The 19,738-nt window shown below is 59.6% G+C and carries 17 protein-coding genes; 9 read left to right on the forward strand and 8 right to left on the reverse strand.

Annotated elements, in window-relative coordinates:
• Positions 1–144 precede the first annotated feature (144 nt).
• The gene (locus tag CAF65_RS27065; RefSeq protein ID WP_085719046.1) at positions 145–1,035 is read left to right on the forward strand and encodes a LysR substrate-binding domain-containing protein; all 891 of its coding nucleotides are present in this window, start codon (positions 145–147) and stop codon (positions 1,033–1,035) included.
• 30 nt (positions 1,036–1,065) lie between these two features.
• On the opposite strand, the gene CAF65_RS27070 is transcribed toward CAF65_RS27065, so the two are convergent.
• The 3 genes from CAF65_RS27070 to kynU form a co-directional block, all read right to left on the reverse strand.
• Positions 1,066–2,475 carry an amino acid permease gene (locus tag CAF65_RS27070; RefSeq protein WP_085719047.1) on the reverse strand — a complete coding sequence of 470 codons (1,410 nt, stop codon included), beginning with the start codon at positions 2,473–2,475 and terminating at the stop codon, positions 1,066–1,068.
• Positions 2,476–2,563: 88 nt separating this feature from the next.
• Positions 2,564–3,877, reverse strand: coding sequence for an OprD family porin (locus CAF65_RS27075; protein ID WP_085719048.1), 1,314 nt, complete (start codon positions 3,875–3,877; stop codon positions 2,564–2,566).
• Positions 3,878–3,981: 104 nt separating this feature from the next.
• Positions 3,982–5,232, reverse strand: a complete 1,251-nt coding sequence (kynU, locus tag CAF65_RS27080) for a kynureninase (protein ID WP_085719049.1) — start codon at positions 5,230–5,232, stop codon at positions 3,982–3,984.
• A gap of 221 nt (positions 5,233–5,453) precedes the next feature.
• Here kynU and CAF65_RS27085 point away from each other — a divergent pair, with 221 nt between their 5' ends.
• Positions 5,454–5,927, forward strand: a complete 474-nt coding sequence (locus CAF65_RS27085; protein ID WP_085719050.1) for an Lrp/AsnC family transcriptional regulator — start codon at positions 5,454–5,456, stop codon at positions 5,925–5,927.
• 15 nt (positions 5,928–5,942) lie between these two features.
• On the opposite strand, the gene CAF65_RS27090 is transcribed toward CAF65_RS27085, so the two are convergent.
• On the reverse strand, positions 5,943–6,956 hold the full coding sequence (locus tag CAF65_RS27090) for a helix-turn-helix domain-containing protein (protein ID WP_085719051.1): 1,014 nt from the start codon (positions 6,954–6,956) through the stop codon (positions 5,943–5,945).
• Positions 6,957–7,341: 385 nt separating this feature from the next.
• Here CAF65_RS27090 and antA point away from each other — a divergent pair, with 385 nt between their 5' ends.
• The 4 genes from antA to CAF65_RS27110 are packed head-to-tail and all read left to right on the forward strand — an operon-like array spanning position 7,342 to position 11,713.
• Positions 7,342–8,733 (forward strand): anthranilate 1,2-dioxygenase large subunit, encoded by a 1,392-nt coding sequence (gene antA / locus CAF65_RS27095; RefSeq protein WP_085719052.1) that lies wholly within the window; start codon positions 7,342–7,344, stop codon positions 8,731–8,733.
• Positions 8,733–9,224 carry an anthranilate 1,2-dioxygenase small subunit gene (antB, locus tag CAF65_RS27100; RefSeq protein WP_085719053.1) on the forward strand — a complete coding sequence of 164 codons (492 nt, stop codon included), beginning with the start codon at positions 8,733–8,735 and terminating at the stop codon, positions 9,222–9,224. The genes antA and antB overlap by 1 nt, the downstream gene beginning before the upstream one ends.
• Before the next feature lie 18 nt (positions 9,225–9,242).
• A complete protein-coding gene (antC, locus tag CAF65_RS27105; protein ID WP_085719054.1) occupies positions 9,243–10,265 on the forward strand; it encodes an anthranilate 1,2-dioxygenase electron transfer component AntC in 1,023 nt (340 codons plus the stop codon).
• Between the two features lie 44 nt (positions 10,266–10,309).
• Positions 10,310–11,713 (forward strand): amino acid permease, encoded by a 1,404-nt coding sequence (locus tag CAF65_RS27110; RefSeq protein ID WP_085719055.1) that lies wholly within the window; start codon positions 10,310–10,312, stop codon positions 11,711–11,713.
• A gap of 55 nt (positions 11,714–11,768) precedes the next feature.
• On the opposite strand, the gene kynA is transcribed toward CAF65_RS27110, so the two are convergent.
• Entirely contained in the window at positions 11,769–12,623 is an 855-nt protein-coding gene (kynA, locus tag CAF65_RS27115; RefSeq protein WP_085719056.1) for a tryptophan 2,3-dioxygenase, read from the reverse strand.
• Positions 12,620–13,285, reverse strand: a complete 666-nt coding sequence (gene kynB / locus CAF65_RS27120) for an arylformamidase (protein ID WP_085719057.1) — start codon at positions 13,283–13,285, stop codon at positions 12,620–12,622. The genes kynA and kynB overlap by 4 nt, the downstream gene beginning before the upstream one ends.
• A 265-nt stretch (positions 13,286–13,550) precedes the next feature.
• Here kynB and CAF65_RS27125 point away from each other — a divergent pair, with 265 nt between their 5' ends.
• Both CAF65_RS27125 and gabP read left to right on the forward strand, forming a co-directional pair.
• Positions 13,551–13,895 (forward strand): cupin domain-containing protein, encoded by a 345-nt coding sequence (locus tag CAF65_RS27125; protein WP_007900627.1) that lies wholly within the window; start codon positions 13,551–13,553, stop codon positions 13,893–13,895.
• Positions 13,896–14,396: 501 nt separating this feature from the next.
• Positions 14,397–15,797: a GABA permease gene (gene gabP, locus CAF65_RS27130; RefSeq protein WP_085719058.1), complete on the forward strand. Its 1,401-nt coding sequence runs from the start codon at positions 14,397–14,399 to the stop codon at positions 15,795–15,797.
• 409 nt (positions 15,798–16,206) lie between these two features.
• Here the strand turns inward: gabP and mmsB are convergent, their stop codons facing one another.
• Positions 16,207–17,094, reverse strand: coding sequence for a 3-hydroxyisobutyrate dehydrogenase (gene mmsB, locus CAF65_RS27135; RefSeq protein ID WP_085719059.1), 888 nt, complete (start codon positions 17,092–17,094; stop codon positions 16,207–16,209).
• Positions 17,095–17,104: 10 nt separating this feature from the next.
• The gene (locus CAF65_RS27140; protein ID WP_008018847.1) at positions 17,105–18,631 is read right to left on the reverse strand and encodes a CoA-acylating methylmalonate-semialdehyde dehydrogenase; all 1,527 of its coding nucleotides are present in this window, start codon (positions 18,629–18,631) and stop codon (positions 17,105–17,107) included.
• A 150-nt stretch (positions 18,632–18,781) separates the two neighbouring features.
• Here CAF65_RS27140 and CAF65_RS27145 point away from each other — a divergent pair, with 150 nt between their 5' ends.
• Positions 18,782–19,729, forward strand: a complete 948-nt coding sequence (locus CAF65_RS27145) for a LysR family transcriptional regulator (RefSeq protein ID WP_085719060.1) — start codon at positions 18,782–18,784, stop codon at positions 19,727–19,729.
• Positions 19,730–19,738 lie beyond the last annotated feature (9 nt).

Here is a 19,738-nt window from a genome sequence, read left to right on the forward strand (position 1 = left end):
GCTGAATATTTCATTGCAGCGACTGGCGTATTCGCGAGCAGGCTCGCTCCCACAGTGGTTTTGCGTCGTTCACAAATCCATTGTGGGAGCGAGCCTGCTCGCGAAGGCGCCCGCCCAGACAACATCACATTCAAGGTTGTACCGATGCACTTCGACCTGACCGACCTGCGCCTGTACCTGAACATCCTCGGCACCGGCAACATCACCGCCGGCGCGGCACGCAGTCATCTGTCCCTGGCGGCGGCCAGCGCGCGCATTCGTGCAATGGAAGCCTCACTGGGGATCGAGCTTCTCGAAAGAGGCCGGCGCGGCGTAACGCCAACGCCTGCCGGCAAGGCCCTGGCTCAGCATGCCCGAACCCTGATGCAACAGGCCGAACGCCTGCAGCAGGACCTGGCCGAATACGCCAAGGGCGTCAAAGGCCAGGTGCGGTTGCTGTGCAACACCACGGCGATCACCGAATACCTGCCGGAGTTGCTCGCCGATTTCCTGCGCGACCACCCCAACCTCGACATCGACCTGCAGGAACTGCCCAGCACCCGTATCACCCATGCCCTGCGCCAGGGGGCGGCGGACCTCGGTATCGTCTCCGACGCCATCGACACCCACGACCTGCAAACCCGCCCGTTTCGCGATGATCCGCTGGTACTGATCATGCCCCGCGAGCATCCCTTGGCACAGGCGGCCTCAGTTAGTTTCACCGACACATTGCATCACGATTACGTCGGCCTGAACGCCAACAGCGCCCTCGCCGTGTACCTGGAGGAACAGGCGCTGCACACCGGCTCACGGATGCAGATCCGCATCCGCGCCGACGGCTTCGACGGGGTGATGCGCATGGTCGCACACGGCGCCGGATTGGCGATTGTGCCGTTGGCGGCGATCCAGCGCGGGTCGCTCGATGAGCCGTTGAAAATTGTCGCGCTGAAGGAAGACTGGGCGCAGCGCAAACTGCTGCTCTGTGCTCGCTCATTCGACAACCTGCCCGGTTATGCCAGAGCCCTGTTCGAGGCATTGCAGGGCGACAGCCTTTGAAGACTGTCGCCACGCCGTGTCGCCTCCAGGCTAGACCTTGGGCAACGGACGCAAGGCTTCGGCAGTCTTGGGTTTTCTGAAAAAGAGGCCGTAGATCACCGTGAGTACCAGCAGGAAAGGCACGCCGAAGACCAGGGTCATCTTGAAGGCGTCGGTGAAATAGGTGGTGATCATCACCGCGCCCATCAGCAGCAGCCCCAACAGGGTCGAGTAAGGGAACAGTCGCATGCGGAACGACAGTTTGCGTTCGCCGTTGCGTTGGTGATAACGACGGAAACAGTAGTGCGTCAGGAAAATCATGAACCAGGTGAAAATGGCGCCGAACATGGAGATTGCCATCATCAAGGTGAACGAGCTTTCCGGATACAGGATGTTGAGCAAGGTCGCCAGGGCGATGCCCGAGCTCGACAGCAACAGTGCGTTCAGCGGAATCCCGCTCTTGCTCAACACGCCCATGGACTTCGGCGCATAACCACCACGGGACAAGCTGAACATCATGCGCGTGGTGATGTACAACTGACTGTTCATCGCCGACAACGCCGCAATCAGAATCACGAAATTCATCACGCCGGTCGCGCCGGGAATACCGATCGACTGCATGACCGTGACGAACGGGCTCTGGGCTTGACCGGCCTGGACCCACGGGACAATCGCCAGCATCAGCGCGAGGGTCAACAGGTAGAACACCACCAGGCGTACGATGGTCGCGCGAAAGGCCCTCTTCACCGCTTGCTCCGGATCCTTCGCCTCTCCGGCAGCCACCGCGATCATCTCCACACTCAGGTAGCTGAAGATCGACACGATCACCGCAACCCACATCCCTTGCAAGCCATTGGGAAAAAAGCCGCCGTGGGAGGTGTAGTTATGCACGCCGTATTCCGGGTTGCCGGAGCCGAATACCACATACACCGCAAGAATGATGAAGCCGACAATCGCGCCGATCTTGATGGTCGAGAACCAGTACTCGAAGGTGCCGAATGTCTTCACGCTGATGGCGTTGAGCACGATCAGCACACTGGAGAACGAGACGATCCAGATCCATTCCGGCACGTTGGCGAACCAGTACTTCATGTACATCGCCACCGCCGTCACTTCCGTACCGACCGCCAGCACGATCGCCGCCCAGTAGGCATAGCGCACCAGGAACCCGGCCAGCGGGCTGACATAAAATTCGGCATAGGCACCGAACGAACCCGAGGTCGAATGGGCCACGGTCATTTCCGCCAGACAGCCCATCAACAGCAGGGTGATGATCGCGCCGATGGCGTAGCTGAGCAGCACGCTCGGCCCGGCATAGCCGATGGCGTAGGCGCTGCCCATGAACAGCCCGGTGCCAATCGCACCGCCAATGGCGATCATGCTCATCTGCCCCGACGTCAGTTGACGCCGCAAGCCGTGTTCACGGTTGGATATCGTTTCAAAACCGGAGTTATCGGTCATTTGTCTGTCCTCTGAATATTGTCTTTCTTGAAGTGAGCACGTGGTTGGATGGTCTCGTGGGGATCAGCCACGCACAGCAGGGCACGGATCAGAAAATACTCAGTGGATACTCGATGATGACGCGGACTTCGTTGTTGTCCGTGGTATCGGCGCGCGCCACTTGAGCGGTCGAACGCACACTGGCCTGACGCACCCGCACCGACAGATCCCTGGCCTTGCCCGACTGCACGACGTAGCGCGCTTCGATGTCGCGTTCCCAGCGTTTGCCGTCATCGCCGTAACGCCCGTAAGCGCCGTTGGGACCGCCGTCGTAGTGGCTGTCGTCGATATGGTCACCGCTGACGTAACGCGACATGAAGCTCAGGCCCGGCACGCCGAATGGCGCCATGTCCAGGTCGTAGCGCAGTTGCCAGGAACGTTCGTTGGGGGCGTTGAAGTCGAGGACCTGGATCGAGTTGGCGAGGAAAATCGAAGTCCCCGGTTGTTGATCGAACCCCAGGTAGTCGAACGGCTCATCGCCATCGACGCGCTGGTAAGCCAGGGTCACCCGATGGGCGCCGACCTTGTAGGCAGCAGACATCGACCAGGTGGTGTTGTCGATCTTGCCGGCCAGGCTCTGGCCATCGTCGTTGGTGCGATAAATATTGAAATCAAGGTTCAGCGACTGATCGGGCGTCAACGGGTAGGTGTAGTTGGCGTTGGCGTAGTACTGCCGCCAAATGTCGGCGAACTGCGAACCATAAAGACTGACGCTCAGTTGATCGCTCACTGCATAGCTGCCGCCCAGATAGTCGACGCTGCGGGTTTCCACCCCGGCATACAGCGCTTTCAGGGCGCCATCGGAGTTGGTGGAATTACTGTCGTTGCCGGATGTGAAGTGGCCGATGTCCACTTGCAGCGCCTTGAGTTCATTACTGGTCAGCTGAAAGCCGGTGGCCACGCTGGTAAACAGCCGCGCATTGCCCGTGCCGAACACCGGATTGAGCGGGGTCAGGTTGCCGTACTTGAGTTCGGTGTTGGAGATTCGCGCCTTGAGCGCACCACCTGCTTCGCAATACTCATCCTCGGGGCGACCGTCGGAATCGACCGGCAGCAAACCGGTGCCGGTTCGTCCCTTGCCGCTGTCGAGTTTGAGGCCCAACTGCGCATAGGCATCGACCCCGAAACCCACCGTGCCCTGGGTATACCCGGAACGGTAATCGAGCATGATCCCGTGGGCCCATTCGTCCCGATAGTTCTGACCACCCGGGTTGTTGAGGTTGTTGCGGTAGAAATAGAAGTTACGGTTGGTCAGGACCAGGCTGCTGTCTTCGACGAATCCATTGTCGGCTGCGGCATAAGCTATTTGACCGAGGCAACTGGTGATGGCGAGCGGCAAGGCGGGCCAGAGGGACAATTTCATTCTGCGTGATCCTTATTATTGTGTTTGCACAGAACTCTTGATTGACGGCACCCGAAGCCCTGCTGCCAGGAAAACCCGGCAGCAAGACGCGGACATTGGTTAACTCAGGTGACGCTATGGCGGACCTGGAACTGGGCCTGCGCCCAGGTTTTCTGGTCGAGGATTTCGCCGAGGATCTGCACCGCATCCCAGACCTCGGTGAACGTCGTGTACAGCGGGGTGAAGCCGAAGCGCATGATCCGCGGCTCGCGGTAGTCACCGATCACACCGCGGTCAATCAGGGCCTGGATCACGGCATAACCCTCGGGATGCTCAAAGCTGACATGGCTGCCACGCCTGGCGTGTTCACGTGGCGTGACCAGGGTCAGCTCATGAGCGGCGCAGCGCTGCTCGACGAGTTCAATGAACAGGTCGGTCAGGGCCAGGGATTTGCGGCGCAGGCTGGCCATATCGGTCTGGGCGAAAACATCCAGCCCACACTCGACCATCGCCAATGAAGTGATTGGCTGGGTGCCGCACAGGTAGCGGGCGATGCCGCTGCTCGGCTCATAGCGAGGCTCCATGGCGAACTGCCGCGAATGGCCGAACCAGCCCGACAAGGGCTGCGGCACCAGATCGCACAGCTGCGGCGAGACCCAGACAAACGCCTGCGAACCCGGACCGCCATTGAGGTATTTGTAAGTGCACCCGATGGCGTAGTCGGCGCCCGCCTGATGCAAATCAACCGGCACCGCCCCGGCGGAATGCGCCAGATCCCAGATAGCCAGCGCGCCACACTCGTGGCTCAGCGCGGTCAGGGCCTGCATGTCGTGCATGTAGCCGGTCTTGTAATTGACGTGGGTGAGCATCACCACCGCCGTGTCCTGGTCAATCGCTTGCGGCAACTCTTCCGGACTGTCGACCAGACGCAAGGTGTACCCCTGCTGCAGCATGTCGGCCAGGCCTTCAGCGATGTACAGGTCGGTAGGGAAATTGCTGGTTTCGGTGACGATCACCCGGCGCTCTGGCGACCGGGTGGCCTGCACACGCAACGCGGCGCTGAGCACCTTGAACAGGTTGATCGAGGTGGTGTCGGTCACCACCACTTCGCCGTCGCGGGCACCAATCAGTGTGGCCAATCGGTTGCCCAGACGCTCGGACAGATCGCGCCAGCCCGCGCTGTTCCAACTGCGGATCAGGCCATTGCCCCACTCCTCGGCGATCACCGCCTGAGCGCGAGCCAATGCCGCGACAGGGCGTGCGCCCAAGGAGTTGCCATCGAGATAAATCACGCCTTCAGGAAGCGCAAACTGCTGACGCAGAGGCGCCAGACTGTCCTGTGCATCAAGCGCCAGGCAATCGTTTCTTGTCGTCATTGGATGTCCTGTTTTTTTGAATGACATGCCGTCCGGGCACATCGTGAAAGTCGAGGCGAGCAGAGCGCCCAGCACCCTGTTTCAGGCGCTATTTGCGCCTTTTTGGTGGAGAGATAATGAACTAAGCCTTGGAGAATTTTCGTGCAAAGTGAGCGGCGCTATAGTACTTATCTCGCAGAAAATTCGACTCCAACGCCAATAAACACGGATTTATTTCAACCATGAATCTTGACTCGACAGACCTGCGAATTCTTCACCAACTGCAACAGGATGGTCGTATCAGCAACCAGGAATTGGCAGAGAAAGTCGCACTGTCGCCGTCAGCTTGCCTGCGTCGATTACGCCTGTTGGAAAGCGAGGGAATCATCACCGGCTATCGCGCGGTGCTGAATGCCGAACGGCTGGGAATCGAACTGGAAGCCATCGTTCATGTGTCGTTGCGACAGGACGTCGCGGACTGGCACGAGACCTTCATCAAGAAGGTCCAGTCGTGGCCGGAAGTGGTCACCGCGTATGTGATTACCGGGGCGAGCAACTATGTGTTGCGAGTACAGGCGCGCAACCTGAAACACTTCTCGGATTTCATCGTGAACCACCTGAACCGCACGGCGGGCGTCACCGATATCCGCTCGGAAATCGTCCTGCAGAAAATCAAGGAACGCGACGAATTGCTGGATCTGGTGGTGCGCAAATAAGGGCGCCCTGCCCCTTCAGAAGCCACGCATGCGGCGGGCTTCGTTGCGCTGCAACGTCATGGTCGGGGTTTCGTCGAACAACTTGCGGTACTCGGCGGAAAAACGCCCGAGATGGGTGAAGCCCCAGCCCATGGCGATCGCGGAAATATTGCGCGCAGAACCGTGCTCAAGAATCTCCTGACGCACGGCGTTCAAGCGGTATTTTTTCAGGTAGACCATCGGCGACAAGGCGAAGTACTTCTTGAACGCCTCGAACAGCTTGAAGCGCGAGACGCCGGCGGCGGCTTCGATGTCCTCCAGGTGCAGGGCTTCGCGGGCGTTTGCATGGATGTACTGCCGGGCCCTGATCAGGTAGTGCGGCAACTTCACGCCCAGCACGTTTCGCAGTTCTTCTGAATAGTTGTTCGGCTGAGCGAGGATCAAGCCTTTGATCAGCGAACTTTCAATGTCCCGAGTGAAGGCCACCTGCTCATAGAGTTCGCTGCTGCGCTCCAGCTCGGCGATGAAATAGCGCGCCATGCGCCACCATGAGGCCGACGCTCCGTCGACCGCGTCCATCACCGGCTCGAACCGCAGCGGCGTATCCAGAGGCCGCTGTAGAAGCCCCTCCAGAGACTCGCTCATGGCGACTCGGGTAATCACCACCTGGACCTTGCGGCAATCGCCGGAGATCGCCAACAGCTGGTTTTCATTCGGGGAAATGATCACCCCTTGATCGCGGTCGGACTTCACCACGCTGCCGTTCTTGCTCAACTCCTGCTCGCCCACCAGCGGCAGACTCAGGCTGTAACTGCTGAAGTGCTCGGCGTCCTCGATATCGATGGTGACATCTGTGCCGTACTCGATGGTGCCAAGGGTTGTGGCCATCGACTTGAACATATTGGCGCTGTGATGAAAACGGATCCGTTCGGGCGTCGTGGTGACGAGTCGATGCGGCCCGCAGATACCGGACATCCAGCGCCTCGCGGCCTCAAGGTCATCGCTGTCGACACGAATGTCGCGACACTGCGGATCAGTTTTGCTGTTCATCACGGCGCACCCACGGGCTATTTTTTCGGCGCGCTCTGACGGCGCGTCTCCGGATTGGAAAGGCAAGTTCCAAGCCACAAAACACCAGCGCCAACTTAGCGGATAGCAATCCTCGACTAAGCGGATAACGCCGCCGGCCATAGGCAGGCAATCGCTATCAAACAGCATTCGACGCTGCACAAAACAGTACCTGATTGCTGCAAACAGGGGCAGCCGTTCATCGCGTGGTGTGCCGTTTGAGTCGTCGCTGCCCAGCCTGATACCGGGTGGGTGTTACCGCACCAATTTTATGGACTGCCTTCGCCGACTAACCGGATAGACCCCTACCCGCCCTGCCCCCTCTAATGAGCCCACGATTAGCCCCAATAAAAACAGGTACACACCCATGAGTGGCGAAAAAAACGTCGAGCAGTGGAAAGCGTTTATCGAAGGCTGCCTGGATTTCCGCCCGGTAGAGGGCGTGTTCCGCATCGCCCGGGACATTTTCACCGAGCCGCAGTTGTTCGATCTGGAGATGGAACTGATCTTCGAGAAGAACTGGATCTACGCCTGCCACGAAAGCGAGCTGGCCAACAATCACGACTTCGTCACCCTGCGCGCCGGCCGTCAGCCGATGATCATCACCCGGGATGGCGAAGGAAAACTCAACGCCCTGATCAACGCCTGCCAGCATCGCGGCACAACCCTGACCCGCGTCGGCAAGGGCAACCAGTCGACCTTCACTTGCCCGTTCCACGCCTGGTGCTACAAAAGCGACGGCCGCCTGGTGAAGGTCAAGGCGCCCGGCGAGTACCCGGAAGGTTTCGACAAGGCCACCCGGGGCCTGAAAAAGGCCCGTATCGAGAGCTACAAGGGCTTCGTGTTCATCAGCCTCGACGTACACGCCGACAACAGCCTCGAAGACTTCCTCGGCGACGCCAAGGTGTTCTTCGACATGATGGTTGCCCAGTCACCAACCGGTGAGCTGGAAGTGCTGCCCGGCAAGTCGGCCTACACCTATGACGGCAACTGGAAACTGCAGAACGAAAACGGCCTCGACGGCTACCACGTCAGCACCGTTCACTATAACTACGTGGCCACGGTGCAACACCGCCAGCAGGTCAACAGCGAGAACGGCACCAGCAGCGGCAGTACCCTCGACTACAGCAAACTCGGTGCCGGCGACGCCAATACCGATGACGGCTGGTTCGCCTTCAACAATGGTCATAGCGTGTTGTTCAGCGACATGCCGAACCCGACGGTGCGCTCCGGCTACGCTACGATCATGCCGCGCCTGGTCGAAGAACACGGCCAGCAAAAAGCCGAATGGATGATGCATCGCCTGCGCAACCTGAACATCTATCCAAGCCTGTTTTTCCTCGATCAGATCAGCTCGCAACTGCGCATCATCCGCCCGGTGGCCTGGAACAAGACCGAGATCATCAGCCAGTGCCTGGGGGTGAAAAACGAGTCGGACGCCGACCGCGAAAACCGCATTCGCCAGTTCGAGGACTTCTTCAACGTCTCGGGCCTGGGTACACCGGATGACCTGGTGGAATTCCGTGAAGCCCAGCGCGGTTTCCAGGCGCGCCTGGAGCGCTGGAGCGACATTTCCCGAGGCAGTCACCAATGGGCCACCGGCGCCACGCCCAACAGCGAGGCGATCGGCATTGCCCCGGCCATGACCGGCACTGAATTCACCCACGAAGGGCTGTACGTCAACCAGCACAGCAACTGGCAGAAATTCCTGCTCGATGGCCTGGACGCGAAATCCCTGAAACTCCGTGAGGTGCAATGATGAATGCGCAATTGCAGTACCAGATCGAACAGTTTTTCTATCGCAAATCCGAATTGTGTGATGCCCAGGATTGGGACGCCTATCTCCAGTTGTTCGACAAACAGAGTGAGTTCCACCTGCCGCAATGGGACTCGGAACACGTCTACACCCGCGATCCGAAACGTGAAATGTCGCTGATCTACTACCCCAACCGTTCCGGCCTGGAAGACCGCGTGTTCCGCTTGCGCACGGGCAAGTCCGCGTCTTCGACGCCGATGCCGCGCACCTTGCATTTGATCAACAACGTGCGGATCGACGAACTGGAGAACGGCGAGCTGGAGGTGCGCCTGAACTGGCACACCCTGTTCTATCGACTGGCCACGGCCGAGCAGTTCTTTGGCCGCGCGACCTATCATCTCAAGCCTCATGCCGACAGCTGGCTGATCAGCCGCAAGCATGTGCTGCTGCTCAACGACACCATCAACTCGGTACTCGACTTTTACCACCTCTGAATCCATGGAGACCGAGGCATGAATCACAAAGTAGCGTTCAGCTTTGCCGACGGCAAAACCCTGTTCTTTCCGGTACAGCCCAACGAAATCCTGCTCGACGCCGCCCTGCGCAACGGCATCAACATTCCCCTGGATTGCCGCGAAGGCGTCTGCGGAACCTGCCAGGGTCGCTGCGAATCCGGCGACTACAGCCAGGATTATGTGGACGAGGAAGCCCTCTCCAGCCTGGACTTGCAACAGCGCAAAATGCTCACCTGCCAGACGCGGGTGAAGTCCGATGCGGCGTTTTACTTCGACTTCGCATCCAGCCTGTGCAATGCCAGCGGGCCGGATCGGCTCCACGCGACGGTCACCGCCGTCAGCCAGGTGTCGGCCAGTACGGCGATCCTGCATCTGGATTTGGGCAGCGCCACGCAACCGCTGGACTACCTGCCGGGGCAGTACGCCCGGTTGCAGGTACCCGGCACCGAGAGCCTGCGCTCGTACTCATTCGCCAACCGGCCGGGCTGCCACAATCAGTTGCAGTTCCTGATTCGTCTGCTGCCCGACGGAGTCATGAGCAATTACATCCGTGAGCGTTGCCAGGTCGGCGACAACATTGCCCTGGAGGCGCCGCTTGGAGCGTTTTACCTGCGTCACGTCGCCAAGCCACTGATTCTGGTGGCCGGCGGCACCGGGCTGTCGGCGTTGCTGGGCATGCTGGATGAACTGGCCGAACGAGGCTGCGGGCTACCGGTGCATCTGTATTACGGTGTGCGAGACGCCGCCGATCTGTGCGAACAAGCGCGCATCGCCGCCTATGCCGAGCGCATCCCGGGGTTTCGCTACACCGAAGTGGTCAGCGAGCCATCGCCGCAGTGGGCGGGGAAACGCGGTTACATCGCCGAGCACTTCGATGTCAGCGAACTGCGTGATGCCGAGGCTGACATGTACGTCTGCGGCCCGCCGCCGATGGTCGAATCGATCAAGTCCTGGTTGCAGGAGCAGGCGCTGGATAACGTGCACCTGTATTACGAAAAGTTCACTGAGAGTAATATTTGACCCCTTAATTCAAGCCTGACTACAAAAACTCAGAAGGGAACGCGATGGCGGACGATATTTTACAAACGGGAACACTCAAGCGAGGGTTGAAGAATCGACACATTCAACTGATCGCCTTGGGCGGAGCCATTGGTACCGGGTTGTTCCTCGGCTCTGCCGGAGTGCTCAAGTCCGCCGGGCCGTCGATGATCCTCGGTTATGCGATTGCCGGGTTTATCGCCTTCCTGATCATGCGCCAGCTCGGCGAGATGATCGTCGAGGAGCCGGTCGCCGGCTCCTTCAGTCATTTTGCCCACAACTACTGGGGCAGCTTCGCTGGCTTTCTGTCCGGCTGGAACTACTGGGTACTGTATGTGCTGGTGGGCATGGCGGAGCTGACAGCTGTCGGCAAGTACATACAGTTCTGGTGGCCGGAGGTGCCGACCTGGGTCAGCGCCGCGGTGTTCTTCGTGCTGGTCAACCTGATCAACACGCTGAACGTGAAGATTTTCGGCGAGATGGAGTTCTGGTTCGCGATCATCAAGGTGGTGGCGATCATCGGCATGATCGCACTGGGCTGCTACATGCTGTTCAGTGGCACCGGCGGCCCGCAGGCCTCGGTGAGCAACCTGTGGGACCACGGCGGGTTCTTCCCCAACGGCTACAGCGGCTTGCTGATGGCGATGGCGTTCATCATGTTCTCCTTCGGTGGCCTGGAGCTGGTCGGCATCACCGCCGCCGAAGCCAGCGAACCGCGCAAAGTCATTCCCAAGGCCATCAACCAGGTGGTTTACCGGGTGCTGATCTTCTACGTCGGCGCTCTCACCGTGCTGCTGTCGCTGTACCCATGGGACCAACTGCTGCAAACCCTGGGCGCGTCCGGCGATGCCTACAGCGGCAGCCCATTCGTGCAGATCTTTTCCCTGATCGGCAGCGACACCGCCGCACAGATCCTCAACTTCGTGGTGCTCACCGCCGCGCTGTCGGTCTACAACAGCGGTGTCTACTGCAACAGCCGCATGCTCTTCGGCCTGGCTGAACAGGGCGATGCGCCCAAGGCACTGATGAAGGTGAACAAGCAGGGCGTGCCGTTGCTGGCGCTTGGCGTCTCGGCGCTGATCACAATGCTTGCGGTGGTGGTCAACTACGTTGCCCCGCACGAAGCGCTGGAGTTGCTGTTCGCCCTGGTGGTCGCGTCCTTGATGATCAACTGGGCGCTGATCAGCCTGACGCACCTGAAGTTCCGCAAGGCCATGACTGAGCGCGGCATCGTGCCGGGCTTCAAGGCTTTCTGGTCGCCGTACACCAACTACCTGTGCCTGGCGTTCATGGCGATGGTCATTTACGTGATGTGGATGATCCCCGGTATCCGTGCCTCGGTGATTGCCGTGCCGATCTGGATCGCGATCATCTACGTGTTCTACCGGATTCGCATGGCCGCGCATCGCAACCTGCCAGTCGCGCAGTAAACGCGCAAAAAAAGCCCCGGCATTCAGTGAGTGCCGGGGCTTTTCTTATCCGCAATCAGAGGGTCGAACGCACTCGCCACAACTCTGGAAACAGCACGGTGTCGAGCATCTTGCGCAAATAGCCAACACCTTCAGTGCCGCCGGTGCCCGGTTGAAAACCGATGATCCGCTCGACCGTGGTCACATGGCGGAAGCGCCACTGGCGGAACGAGTCTTCCAGATCGATGAGTTTTTCGGCCAACTGATAGAGGTCCCAGTAGCGCGAAGGATCCTTGTAGACGACTCGCCAGGCGGCTTCGACCGAGGCGTCATGCTGTGTCGGGCTGGTCGGGTCACGCTCGAAACGCTGTGGATCAATCGTCAGACCGGCACTGGCCATCAAGCGAATCGCTTCGTCATACAGCGATGGTGTGGCCATGGCTTTTTCGAGCGCCTCCAACAGCTGCGGACGATGCGCGTGGGGCCGCAACAAGGTCGCGCTTTTGTTGCCCAGAATGAACTCGATCTCTCGGTACTGGAATGACTGAAAACCCGACGACTGCCCCAGAAAAGGCCTGATCGAGTGGTACTCGGTGGGCGTCATGGTCGCCAGTACCGTCCAGGCATGCACCAATTGATCAAAGATCCGCGAGACTCGCGCCAGCATCTTGAAAGCGGGCGGCAACTCGCCCGCCCGCATGTGTTCGCGGGCAGCCTTGAGCTCGTGCAACATCAACTTCATCCAAAGCTCGGAGGTCTGGTGCTGAATGATGAACAGCATCTCGTTGTGGTCGGGTGACAACGGGTGCTGCGCACTGAGAATGCGCCCCAGGTCCAGGTAGTCGCCGTAGCTCATGGAGTCGGAAAAATCCAACTCGGCGTTATGCCATTCCGCAGTCGGATTGGCCGAAGAATAGGGACATTGGCTCATTGAGCAGGCTCCTCACGTTGCGGTGAATTCAGTGGACGCAATATGGCCCGGACCGGGCTGGCATCGAGGTTGGCAAAACGTAACGGCAGCGCGATCAGTTCATAATCGCCTTCGGGGACTTCATCGAGCACGATGCCTTCGAGAATGGCCATGCCGTGATGCGCCACCGCGTTGTGCGAATCCATGGTCTTGGATTGCTGCGGGTCCAGCGACGGCGTATCGATGCCGATCAGCCGCACGCCGAGGCTGGCCAGCAGATCGACGGTTTCTTTGGCGACGGCGGCGAAATTCGGGTCCCAGGTGGCCAGCGGTGCGTTTCGATAAGTACGCAGCAAGACGCGCTCAGGGAGATGGTCCAGGCGCCCCCGCAGTTGCTCCGGCTGCACCAGTTGGCCGCTGTCCAGGCAATGCAACACCCGGCAAGGCCCGATATAGACGTCCAGCGACACTTCGCCAATGGCCTTGCCATCTGCACTGTAGTGCAGTGGCGCGTCGACATGGGCGCCGGTGTGCGGCGACAGCGTGATGCGCCCGACATTCACAGGGCACTCGGGCCCCAAGCTCCAGACGCGTTCTTCCTGAAACGGCGTATCACCCGGCCAGGTCGGGGTTGCGGTACTCAGGGGTGGGCTGATGTCCCACCACGACATTGTTTTTTTCATAGCAAAGCTCTCGGCCTTTTCCGAAGTGAATGATACGAGCGATACCTGTGCATGTTCTTGCGAAAACTTTCGGTAATGCTTGGGTCTTTCGCAGAAACCGCCGGAAATCGATCAATTATCGAGGGTAAATTTCAACTGCTTCGGATAACGCGGCCAGGCAATGACCGCTGCGTTTCTGGATACATCAATGTCGAGCACAGACAACTGATGCCCGGCCAAGCCCTATAGGGTGCGACTTCAGCTCTCCCTCATGCCCGGAGTCATCATGACCGCACCGATTACCGTTCTTCGCGACACCCACCCGCTGCCCGTACTCGACGCCTGCAAATGGGAAAAACTCGAAGGCGACCCGCACACCGTCAACCTCAACGCCTACACCAGCGAAGACGGCAGCAAGATCATGGGCACCTGGATCTGCACGCCGGGCAAGTGGTACGTGGAATACGTGAAGTGGGAATACTGCCACTTCCAGGAAGGCTACTGCATCATCACCCCGGAAGGCATGGCGCCGATCCACCTGCGCGCCGGTGACATTTTCGTCATCGAGCCGGGGATGAAAGGCACCTGGGAAGTAGTGGAAACCGTGCGCAAGTATTTTGTGTTTGCTTGAACACCCCCGCTAAAACCACAGCCCGCTGCAACCTGTAAATCGTCTTCGCAGTACCCTGACGCAACGAGTGGCTACCAAAATAGCTACTCGCTGCGGCACATGCCCTGCGCAATCACCAACACCTGCATTCGGCCCCTCCCGAAAACGCCCTGCACACTCAAAACGCCCACACGCCCTCTTTCGCCGTGTACCTGGCAGATCTCTCGACCAAACAAAATGGTTGCTTATTGCCATTCCGTGACCGACTGGTTTTAATCGCGAACGCAAAGCTTGCCCGTGTCGATTTCAGACACTGTGGTGACGCGATCAGAAAACTGGTACGTCAGACAAGCCGGGTAAGGTGGCGCTGCTTTTTATCGAAATAACCACATAACGATGATGGGTTTGACTAGAACAGCAGCGCCTGGAGAGCGCCGCTTTCAGAAAGAGCAACAGGCAACCCGTGATGATCGCGGCCCCCCATCAGCACGCCTAAATGTCGTTCACCAGAGAAAAACAATAATGATCAGCCCGAGCTCCAAGGATTCGAGTGGCCAACTGGCGCAGGGCTTCAAGCCTCGTCACGTCACCATGTTGTCTATCGCCGGGATTATCGGCGCCGGTTTGTTCGTGGGCTCAGGGCATGCCATTGCGGCGGCTGGCCCGGCCGTCCTGCTGGCCTATCTGTTCTCTGGCCTGCTTGTCGTTCTGGTCATGCGCATGCTCGGTGAAATGGCGGTGGCCAATCCGGACACCGGTTCGTTTTCCACCTATGCCGACCAGGCCATCGGCCGTTGGGCGGGCTTCACCATCGGTTGGCTCTACTGGTGGTTCTGGGTGTTGGTGATCCCTATCGAAGCGCTGGCCGCCGGCCATGTGTTGAACCAGTGGTTTCCGCAGATCGATGCCTGGCTGTTTGCCCTGGTGTCGATCATTGCACTGGTGGTGACCAACCTGTTCAGTGTCTCCAAGTACGGCGAATTCGAGTTCTGGTTCGCCATGGCCAAGGTCGTGGCGATCATTGGTTTCATCGGTGTGGGTTTTGCCGTGTTGATGGGCTGGATTCCCGATCGGGAAGTCAGTGGATTGAGCGGTCTGATGGCCGAGCACGGCGGGTTTGCTCCCAACGGCCTGTCGGCGGTAGTCGGCGCCTTCATCACCATCATGTTCAGCTTCATCGGTACCGAGGCGGTCACCATCGCCGCCGCCGAATCCAACAACCCGGCACAGAACATTGCCAAGGCAACCCGTTCGGTGATCTGGCGCATCGGGGTGTTTTACCTGCTGTCGATTTTCGTGGTCATCTCCGTGGTGCCCTGGAACGACCCGCTGTTGGCTTCGGTAGGCTCCTACCAGCGCGCACTGGAAATCATGAACATTCCCCACGCCAAGTTCATGGTGGACGTGGTGGTGCTGATTGCCGTGGCCAGTTGCATGAACTCCTCGATTTATATTGCCTCGCGCATGCTGTACTCGCTGGGGCGTCGTGGCGATGCGCCGAAAGTGCTGAAGGCGACCTCCTCCGAAGGCGTGCCACGGGCGGCGGTCATCGCCAGTACCGTGTTGGGGGCGGCGATTACCGTTTGGAGCTACTTCATGCCCGCCGGGTTGTTTGAGTTCCTGCTGGCCAGCTCCGGCGCGATCGCCTTGCTGGTGTACCTGGCCATTGCGGTATCGCAGTTGCGCATGCGCCGGATGTTGCGTCGACAGAACGTCGAACTGACCTTTCGCATGTGGCTGTTTCCATGGCTCACATGGCTGGTGATCGCGTTCATTTGCGCTGCGCTGGCTGTGATGATGGTCTCCCCGCAACACCGCTCCGAAGTGAGCACGACCATTGGCCTGGCGCTGGCGATCTCCTTTATCGGCCTGGTCACATCGCGTCAGCCTGCGCAATCCGCAAGAGCAACGTCAGTGGGATAACACAAGAGAGAACCTGCAAGAACCTGATAATTGCGCGTACCCGAGGCAGGGGCGTTACACGCTACCGTGCCTTGGACGCCATCGCTCTTTGTGAGGACATGACCACAATGTCATCGAGCTCCAGCGTATCCGTCGGTACGGTGACGGTGACTACTCTGGAGCAAGCGCGAAATGAGTCGACATTTGCCAGCGTCCGGATGGGCGATCATCCCTGGTAACGTCCCTCACAAAGCCTGCGATCCTTTTCCGATGAAAAAACCGGGAAGCCGCCCGACGCGGCCCCCCGGTAAATGTTGATGCGCACATGCCTTGCCTGTAGGAGCGAGCTTGCTCGCGAAAAACCCGAGGACAACGCGGTGTGTCAGATACCCCGCGTTATCGTTAACGACCATCGCGAGCAAGCTCGCTCCTACAATGGTTTGCGATAACTGTTAATGATCGCCGAGAAGTCGTTGCCGCCTTCCCCACGCATGCTCATCGCCTGATACAACTGCTGGGCCACCGCGCCGAGTACCACCGGCTGGTGCGCCTGACGCGCCGCTTCAGTAGCCAGCCCCAGATCCTTGAGCATCAGTTCGGCCCCAAAGCCGCCGGTGTAACCGCGCGACGCCGGTGCCGTTTCAACGATGCCCGGCCATGGGTTGTACATCTCCGAACTCCAGCAACGCCCGGTGGAACTGTTGATGATGCCCGCCAGCACCTTGGTGTCGATGCCCAGGGCGTCGCCCAGCGCCATGGCCTCGCTGACGCCGACCATGGAAATCCCTAGCAGCAGGTTGTTGCAGATTTTAGCGATTTGCCCGGTGCCGACCTCACCACAATGGACGATGTTGCGGCCCATTTGCGCCAGTACCGGTTGCAGGGTGGCGAACAGCTCAGGCGTGGCGCCAACCATGAAGGTCAGTGTCCCGGCGGCTGCACCGCCAGTGCCACCAGAGACCGGCGCGTCGGCCATGGCCACGTCCTGTTTCGCGGCGGCAGCGGCCACGTCCCGCGCAGTCTGCGGATCGATGGTGCTGCAATCCACCGCCGGTACGCCTTTACCGATACCGGCGAGCACGCCGTCCTCACCCAGCCACACACTGCGCACATGCACGGCGGCAGGCAACATGGTGATCACAAGTTCCGCGCCCTCTGACGCTTCGCGGGCCGATGCGCTGATGCTACCGCCCAGTTGTTCCAGTTCCGCCAGCACGGCTTTGTTCAGGTCGACCAGGCGCAGCGCATGGCCGGCCTTGATCAGGTTGCGCGCCATCGGGGCGCCCATGTTGCCCAGACCGATAAAAGCGATTTTCATGTCCGGCTCCTTAACGCAGGTTGATGGTGGTGTTCACACCGTCGTTGACACTGTCGTCATCGAACCAGCGGCTGGTGACGGTCTTGGTCTGAGTGTAGAACTGCACCACTTGTTTGCCGTACGGGCCGAGGTCGCCAAGCTTGGAACCGCGCGAACCGGTGAAACTGAAGAACGGTACCGGCACCGGGATCGGGATGTTGATACCGACCTGGCCGACATCGATTTCATTCTGGAACTTGCGCGCCGCTGCACCGCTCTGGGTGAACAGGCCCGTACCGTTGCCGAACGGGTTGGCGTTGACCAGGGCGATGGCTTCATCGAGGGTGGCAACTTCCAGCACCACCAGCACCGGGCCGAAGATTTCCTGGGTGTAGATCTGCATGTCGGTGGTCACGCCGGAGAACAGGGTCGGGCCGACAAAGTTGCCTTTCTCGTAACCGGGAACCGAGATCTCGCGACCGTCCAGCTCCAGTTTCGCGCCTTCCTTGATGCCGCTTTCGATCAGATCGAGAATCCGCGCCTTGGCTTTTTTCGAGATCACCGGACCGACATCGGTGCCCGGCTCGCTGCCGGCATTGACCTTGAGTTTTTGCGCCAGCGCCTTGAGATCCGGCAGCCATTGCTTGGCCGCGCCCACCAGCACCACCACCGAAGTGGCCATGCAACGTTGACCGGCGGCACCGAAACCGGCGCCCACCAGCGCATTCAGCGCTTGTTCGCGATTGGCATCCGGCAGCACCACGGCGTGGTTCTTCGCGCCCATCATCGATTGCACACGCTTGCCGTGCTTGCCGGCCAGGTCATAGACGTGAGTACCGACGGCGGTCGAACCGACGAAGGAAACGGCCTTGATGTCTTTGTGGGTGCAAAGCCCATCCACCACATCCTTGCCACCATGCACGACGTTGAGCACGCCAGCCGGAATACCCGCCTCAATCGCCAGTTCCACCAACAGCATGGTCGACATCGGGTCCTGTTCCGACGGCTTGAGCACGAAGGTGTTACCGCAGGCGATGGCCATCGGGAACATCCACAGCGGAATCATCGCCGGGAAGTTGAACGGAGTAATGCCCGCGCACACGCCGATCGGCTGGCGCAGGGTGTAGGTGTCGACACCACCGGCGACGTTTTCGGCGAACTCGCCCATTTGCAGGCTGCCAATGGAGCAGGCGTGCTCGACCACTTCCAGGCCACGGAAAATATCGCCTTCGGCGTCGGCAATGGTCTTGCCCTGCTCGGCGCTCAGGACGGCGGCGATGCGCTTGGAGTGTTCGCGGATCAGCGCCTGGAGCTTGAGCATGATGCGCATGCGCGCGCCAATGGGTGTCAGCTTCCAGGTCTGGAATGCACGATGAGCGGCGCTGACGGCAGCATCGACTTCTTCAGCGGTGGCAAACGGCACCTTGGCCAGCACCTGTTGGGTCGCCGGGTTGATGATGTCGTGCCATTCGGTGGACTTGGATTCGACCCACTGGCCGTCGATCAACAGTTTGACCTTTTGCACGGTGGTGTCATTGGGCGTGAGCGATACGTTCATGTGGGTCTCCAGATCTTTGTTGTTATCTTGGGAGCCAAGGCGAAATAGTCGCCTTGAGAAGAGGCGTGTGCCGCGAATTGGTTAACGGGCTGTTTTTGGAGTATAGATGTGCAAACTTCTAATAAGAACGCACATAAAAACCGGTCCAACATGCAAAAAAACATCACCTCCCTCGGCTCATTGAACTGGGACGACCTCAAGTTTTTCCTGGAAGTCGCCCGCACCCGCAAAGCCAGCACCGCGGCCAAACGCCTGGCGGTGGACTACACCACAGTGTCGCGGCGCATCAGTTCCCTGGAAACGGCGCTGGGCACATTGCTGTTCGAGAAATCCCGGACCAGCGGCTTTGTCTTGACCGCTGAAGGCCAGCGGTTGATGGGCTATGCCGAGTCGATCGAAAGCACCTTGCACATGGCGTGCGAGCAGGTTTCCGGGTCCGGCGTGGCGCTGTCCGGTCATGTGCGCATGGGATGCACCGAAGGCTTCGGCAGCTTTTTCATCACGCCGCAACTGAGCCACTTCGTTGACACCTATCCGGCGATCTCGGTGGATATCCTGCCGCTGCCGCACTTCATCAGCCTGTCCAAGCGCGAGGCCGACATCGTCATCGCCCTGGAGCGTCCGGAGCATGGCCCGTACGTCTGTTGCAAACTGTGCGACTACCGGTTGCAGCTGTACGCAACCCAGGATTATCTGGACAACCACCCGGCCATCCGCCGCCCGGCAGACTTGGCGAAACATTCGTTTATCAGTTACGTCGACGACCTGGCGTTCAGCTCGGAGCTGTTGTATCTGGCCAATGTATTGCCCGGCGCCAGTGCCAACCTGCGCAGCACCAGCGTGATCGCGCAGTTCGTGGCCGCGCAGCAGGGACGCTCATTGGCGATCCTGCCGTGCTTCCTCGCCACTCAGGACCCGAGCCTGCTGCCGGTGTTGCCGCAGGAAATCAACATCACTCGACAGTTCTGGATGTACTGCCGGGAGGATTTGAGGAAGCTCAAGCGGATCACCCTGTTGTGGGATTACATCCGTGAGGTGACTGAGCGCAATCAGGGTCTGTTGATGGGTGAAAGTCGGGAGATGCTGTTCGCCGACTGATGGGCTCGC

Origin of the sequence: Pseudomonas sp. B28(2017) (assembly GCF_002113025.1) — a bacterium.
GTDB lineage: Bacteria > Pseudomonadota > Gammaproteobacteria > Pseudomonadales > Pseudomonadaceae > Aquipseudomonas.

Excerpts from the sequence above, each read along its gene's own strand:
- CAF65_RS27090 (WP_085719051.1), bottom strand. The coding sequence starts at position 6,956 with ATGAACAGCAAAACTGATCCGCAGTGTCGCGACATTCGTGTCGACAGC.
- CAF65_RS27085 (WP_085719050.1), top strand. The coding sequence starts at position 5,454 with ATGAATCTTGACTCGACAGACCTGCGAATTCTTCACCAACTGCAACAG.
- CAF65_RS27125 (WP_007900627.1), top strand. The coding sequence starts at position 13,551 with ATGACCGCACCGATTACCGTTCTTCGCGACACCCACCCGCTGCCCGTA.
- gabP (WP_085719058.1), top strand. The coding sequence starts at position 14,397 with ATGATCAGCCCGAGCTCCAAGGATTCGAGTGGCCAACTGGCGCAGGGC.
- kynA (WP_085719056.1), bottom strand. The coding sequence starts at position 12,623 with ATGAGCCAATGTCCCTATTCTTCGGCCAATCCGACTGCGGAATGGCAT.
- CAF65_RS27065 (WP_085719046.1), top strand. The coding sequence starts at position 145 with ATGCACTTCGACCTGACCGACCTGCGCCTGTACCTGAACATCCTCGGC.
- CAF65_RS27070 (WP_085719047.1), bottom strand. The coding sequence starts at position 2,475 with ATGACCGATAACTCCGGTTTTGAAACGATATCCAACCGTGAACACGGC.
- CAF65_RS27140 (WP_008018847.1), bottom strand. The coding sequence starts at position 18,631 with ATGAACGTATCGCTCACGCCCAATGACACCACCGTGCAAAAGGTCAAA.
- CAF65_RS27110 (WP_085719055.1), top strand. The coding sequence starts at position 10,310 with ATGGCGGACGATATTTTACAAACGGGAACACTCAAGCGAGGGTTGAAG.
- kynB (WP_085719057.1), bottom strand. The coding sequence starts at position 13,285 with ATGAAAAAAACAATGTCGTGGTGGGACATCAGCCCACCCCTGAGTACC.
- antC (WP_085719054.1), top strand. The coding sequence starts at position 9,243 with ATGAATCACAAAGTAGCGTTCAGCTTTGCCGACGGCAAAACCCTGTTC.
- antA (WP_085719052.1), top strand. The coding sequence starts at position 7,342 with ATGAGTGGCGAAAAAAACGTCGAGCAGTGGAAAGCGTTTATCGAAGGC.
- kynU (WP_085719049.1), bottom strand. The coding sequence starts at position 5,232 with ATGACGACAAGAAACGATTGCCTGGCGCTTGATGCACAGGACAGTCTG.
- CAF65_RS27145 (WP_085719060.1), top strand. The coding sequence starts at position 18,782 with ATGCAAAAAAACATCACCTCCCTCGGCTCATTGAACTGGGACGACCTC.
- mmsB (WP_085719059.1), bottom strand. The coding sequence starts at position 17,094 with ATGAAAATCGCTTTTATCGGTCTGGGCAACATGGGCGCCCCGATGGCG.
- antB (WP_085719053.1), top strand. The coding sequence starts at position 8,733 with ATGAATGCGCAATTGCAGTACCAGATCGAACAGTTTTTCTATCGCAAA.
- CAF65_RS27075 (WP_085719048.1), bottom strand. The coding sequence starts at position 3,877 with ATGAAATTGTCCCTCTGGCCCGCCTTGCCGCTCGCCATCACCAGTTGC.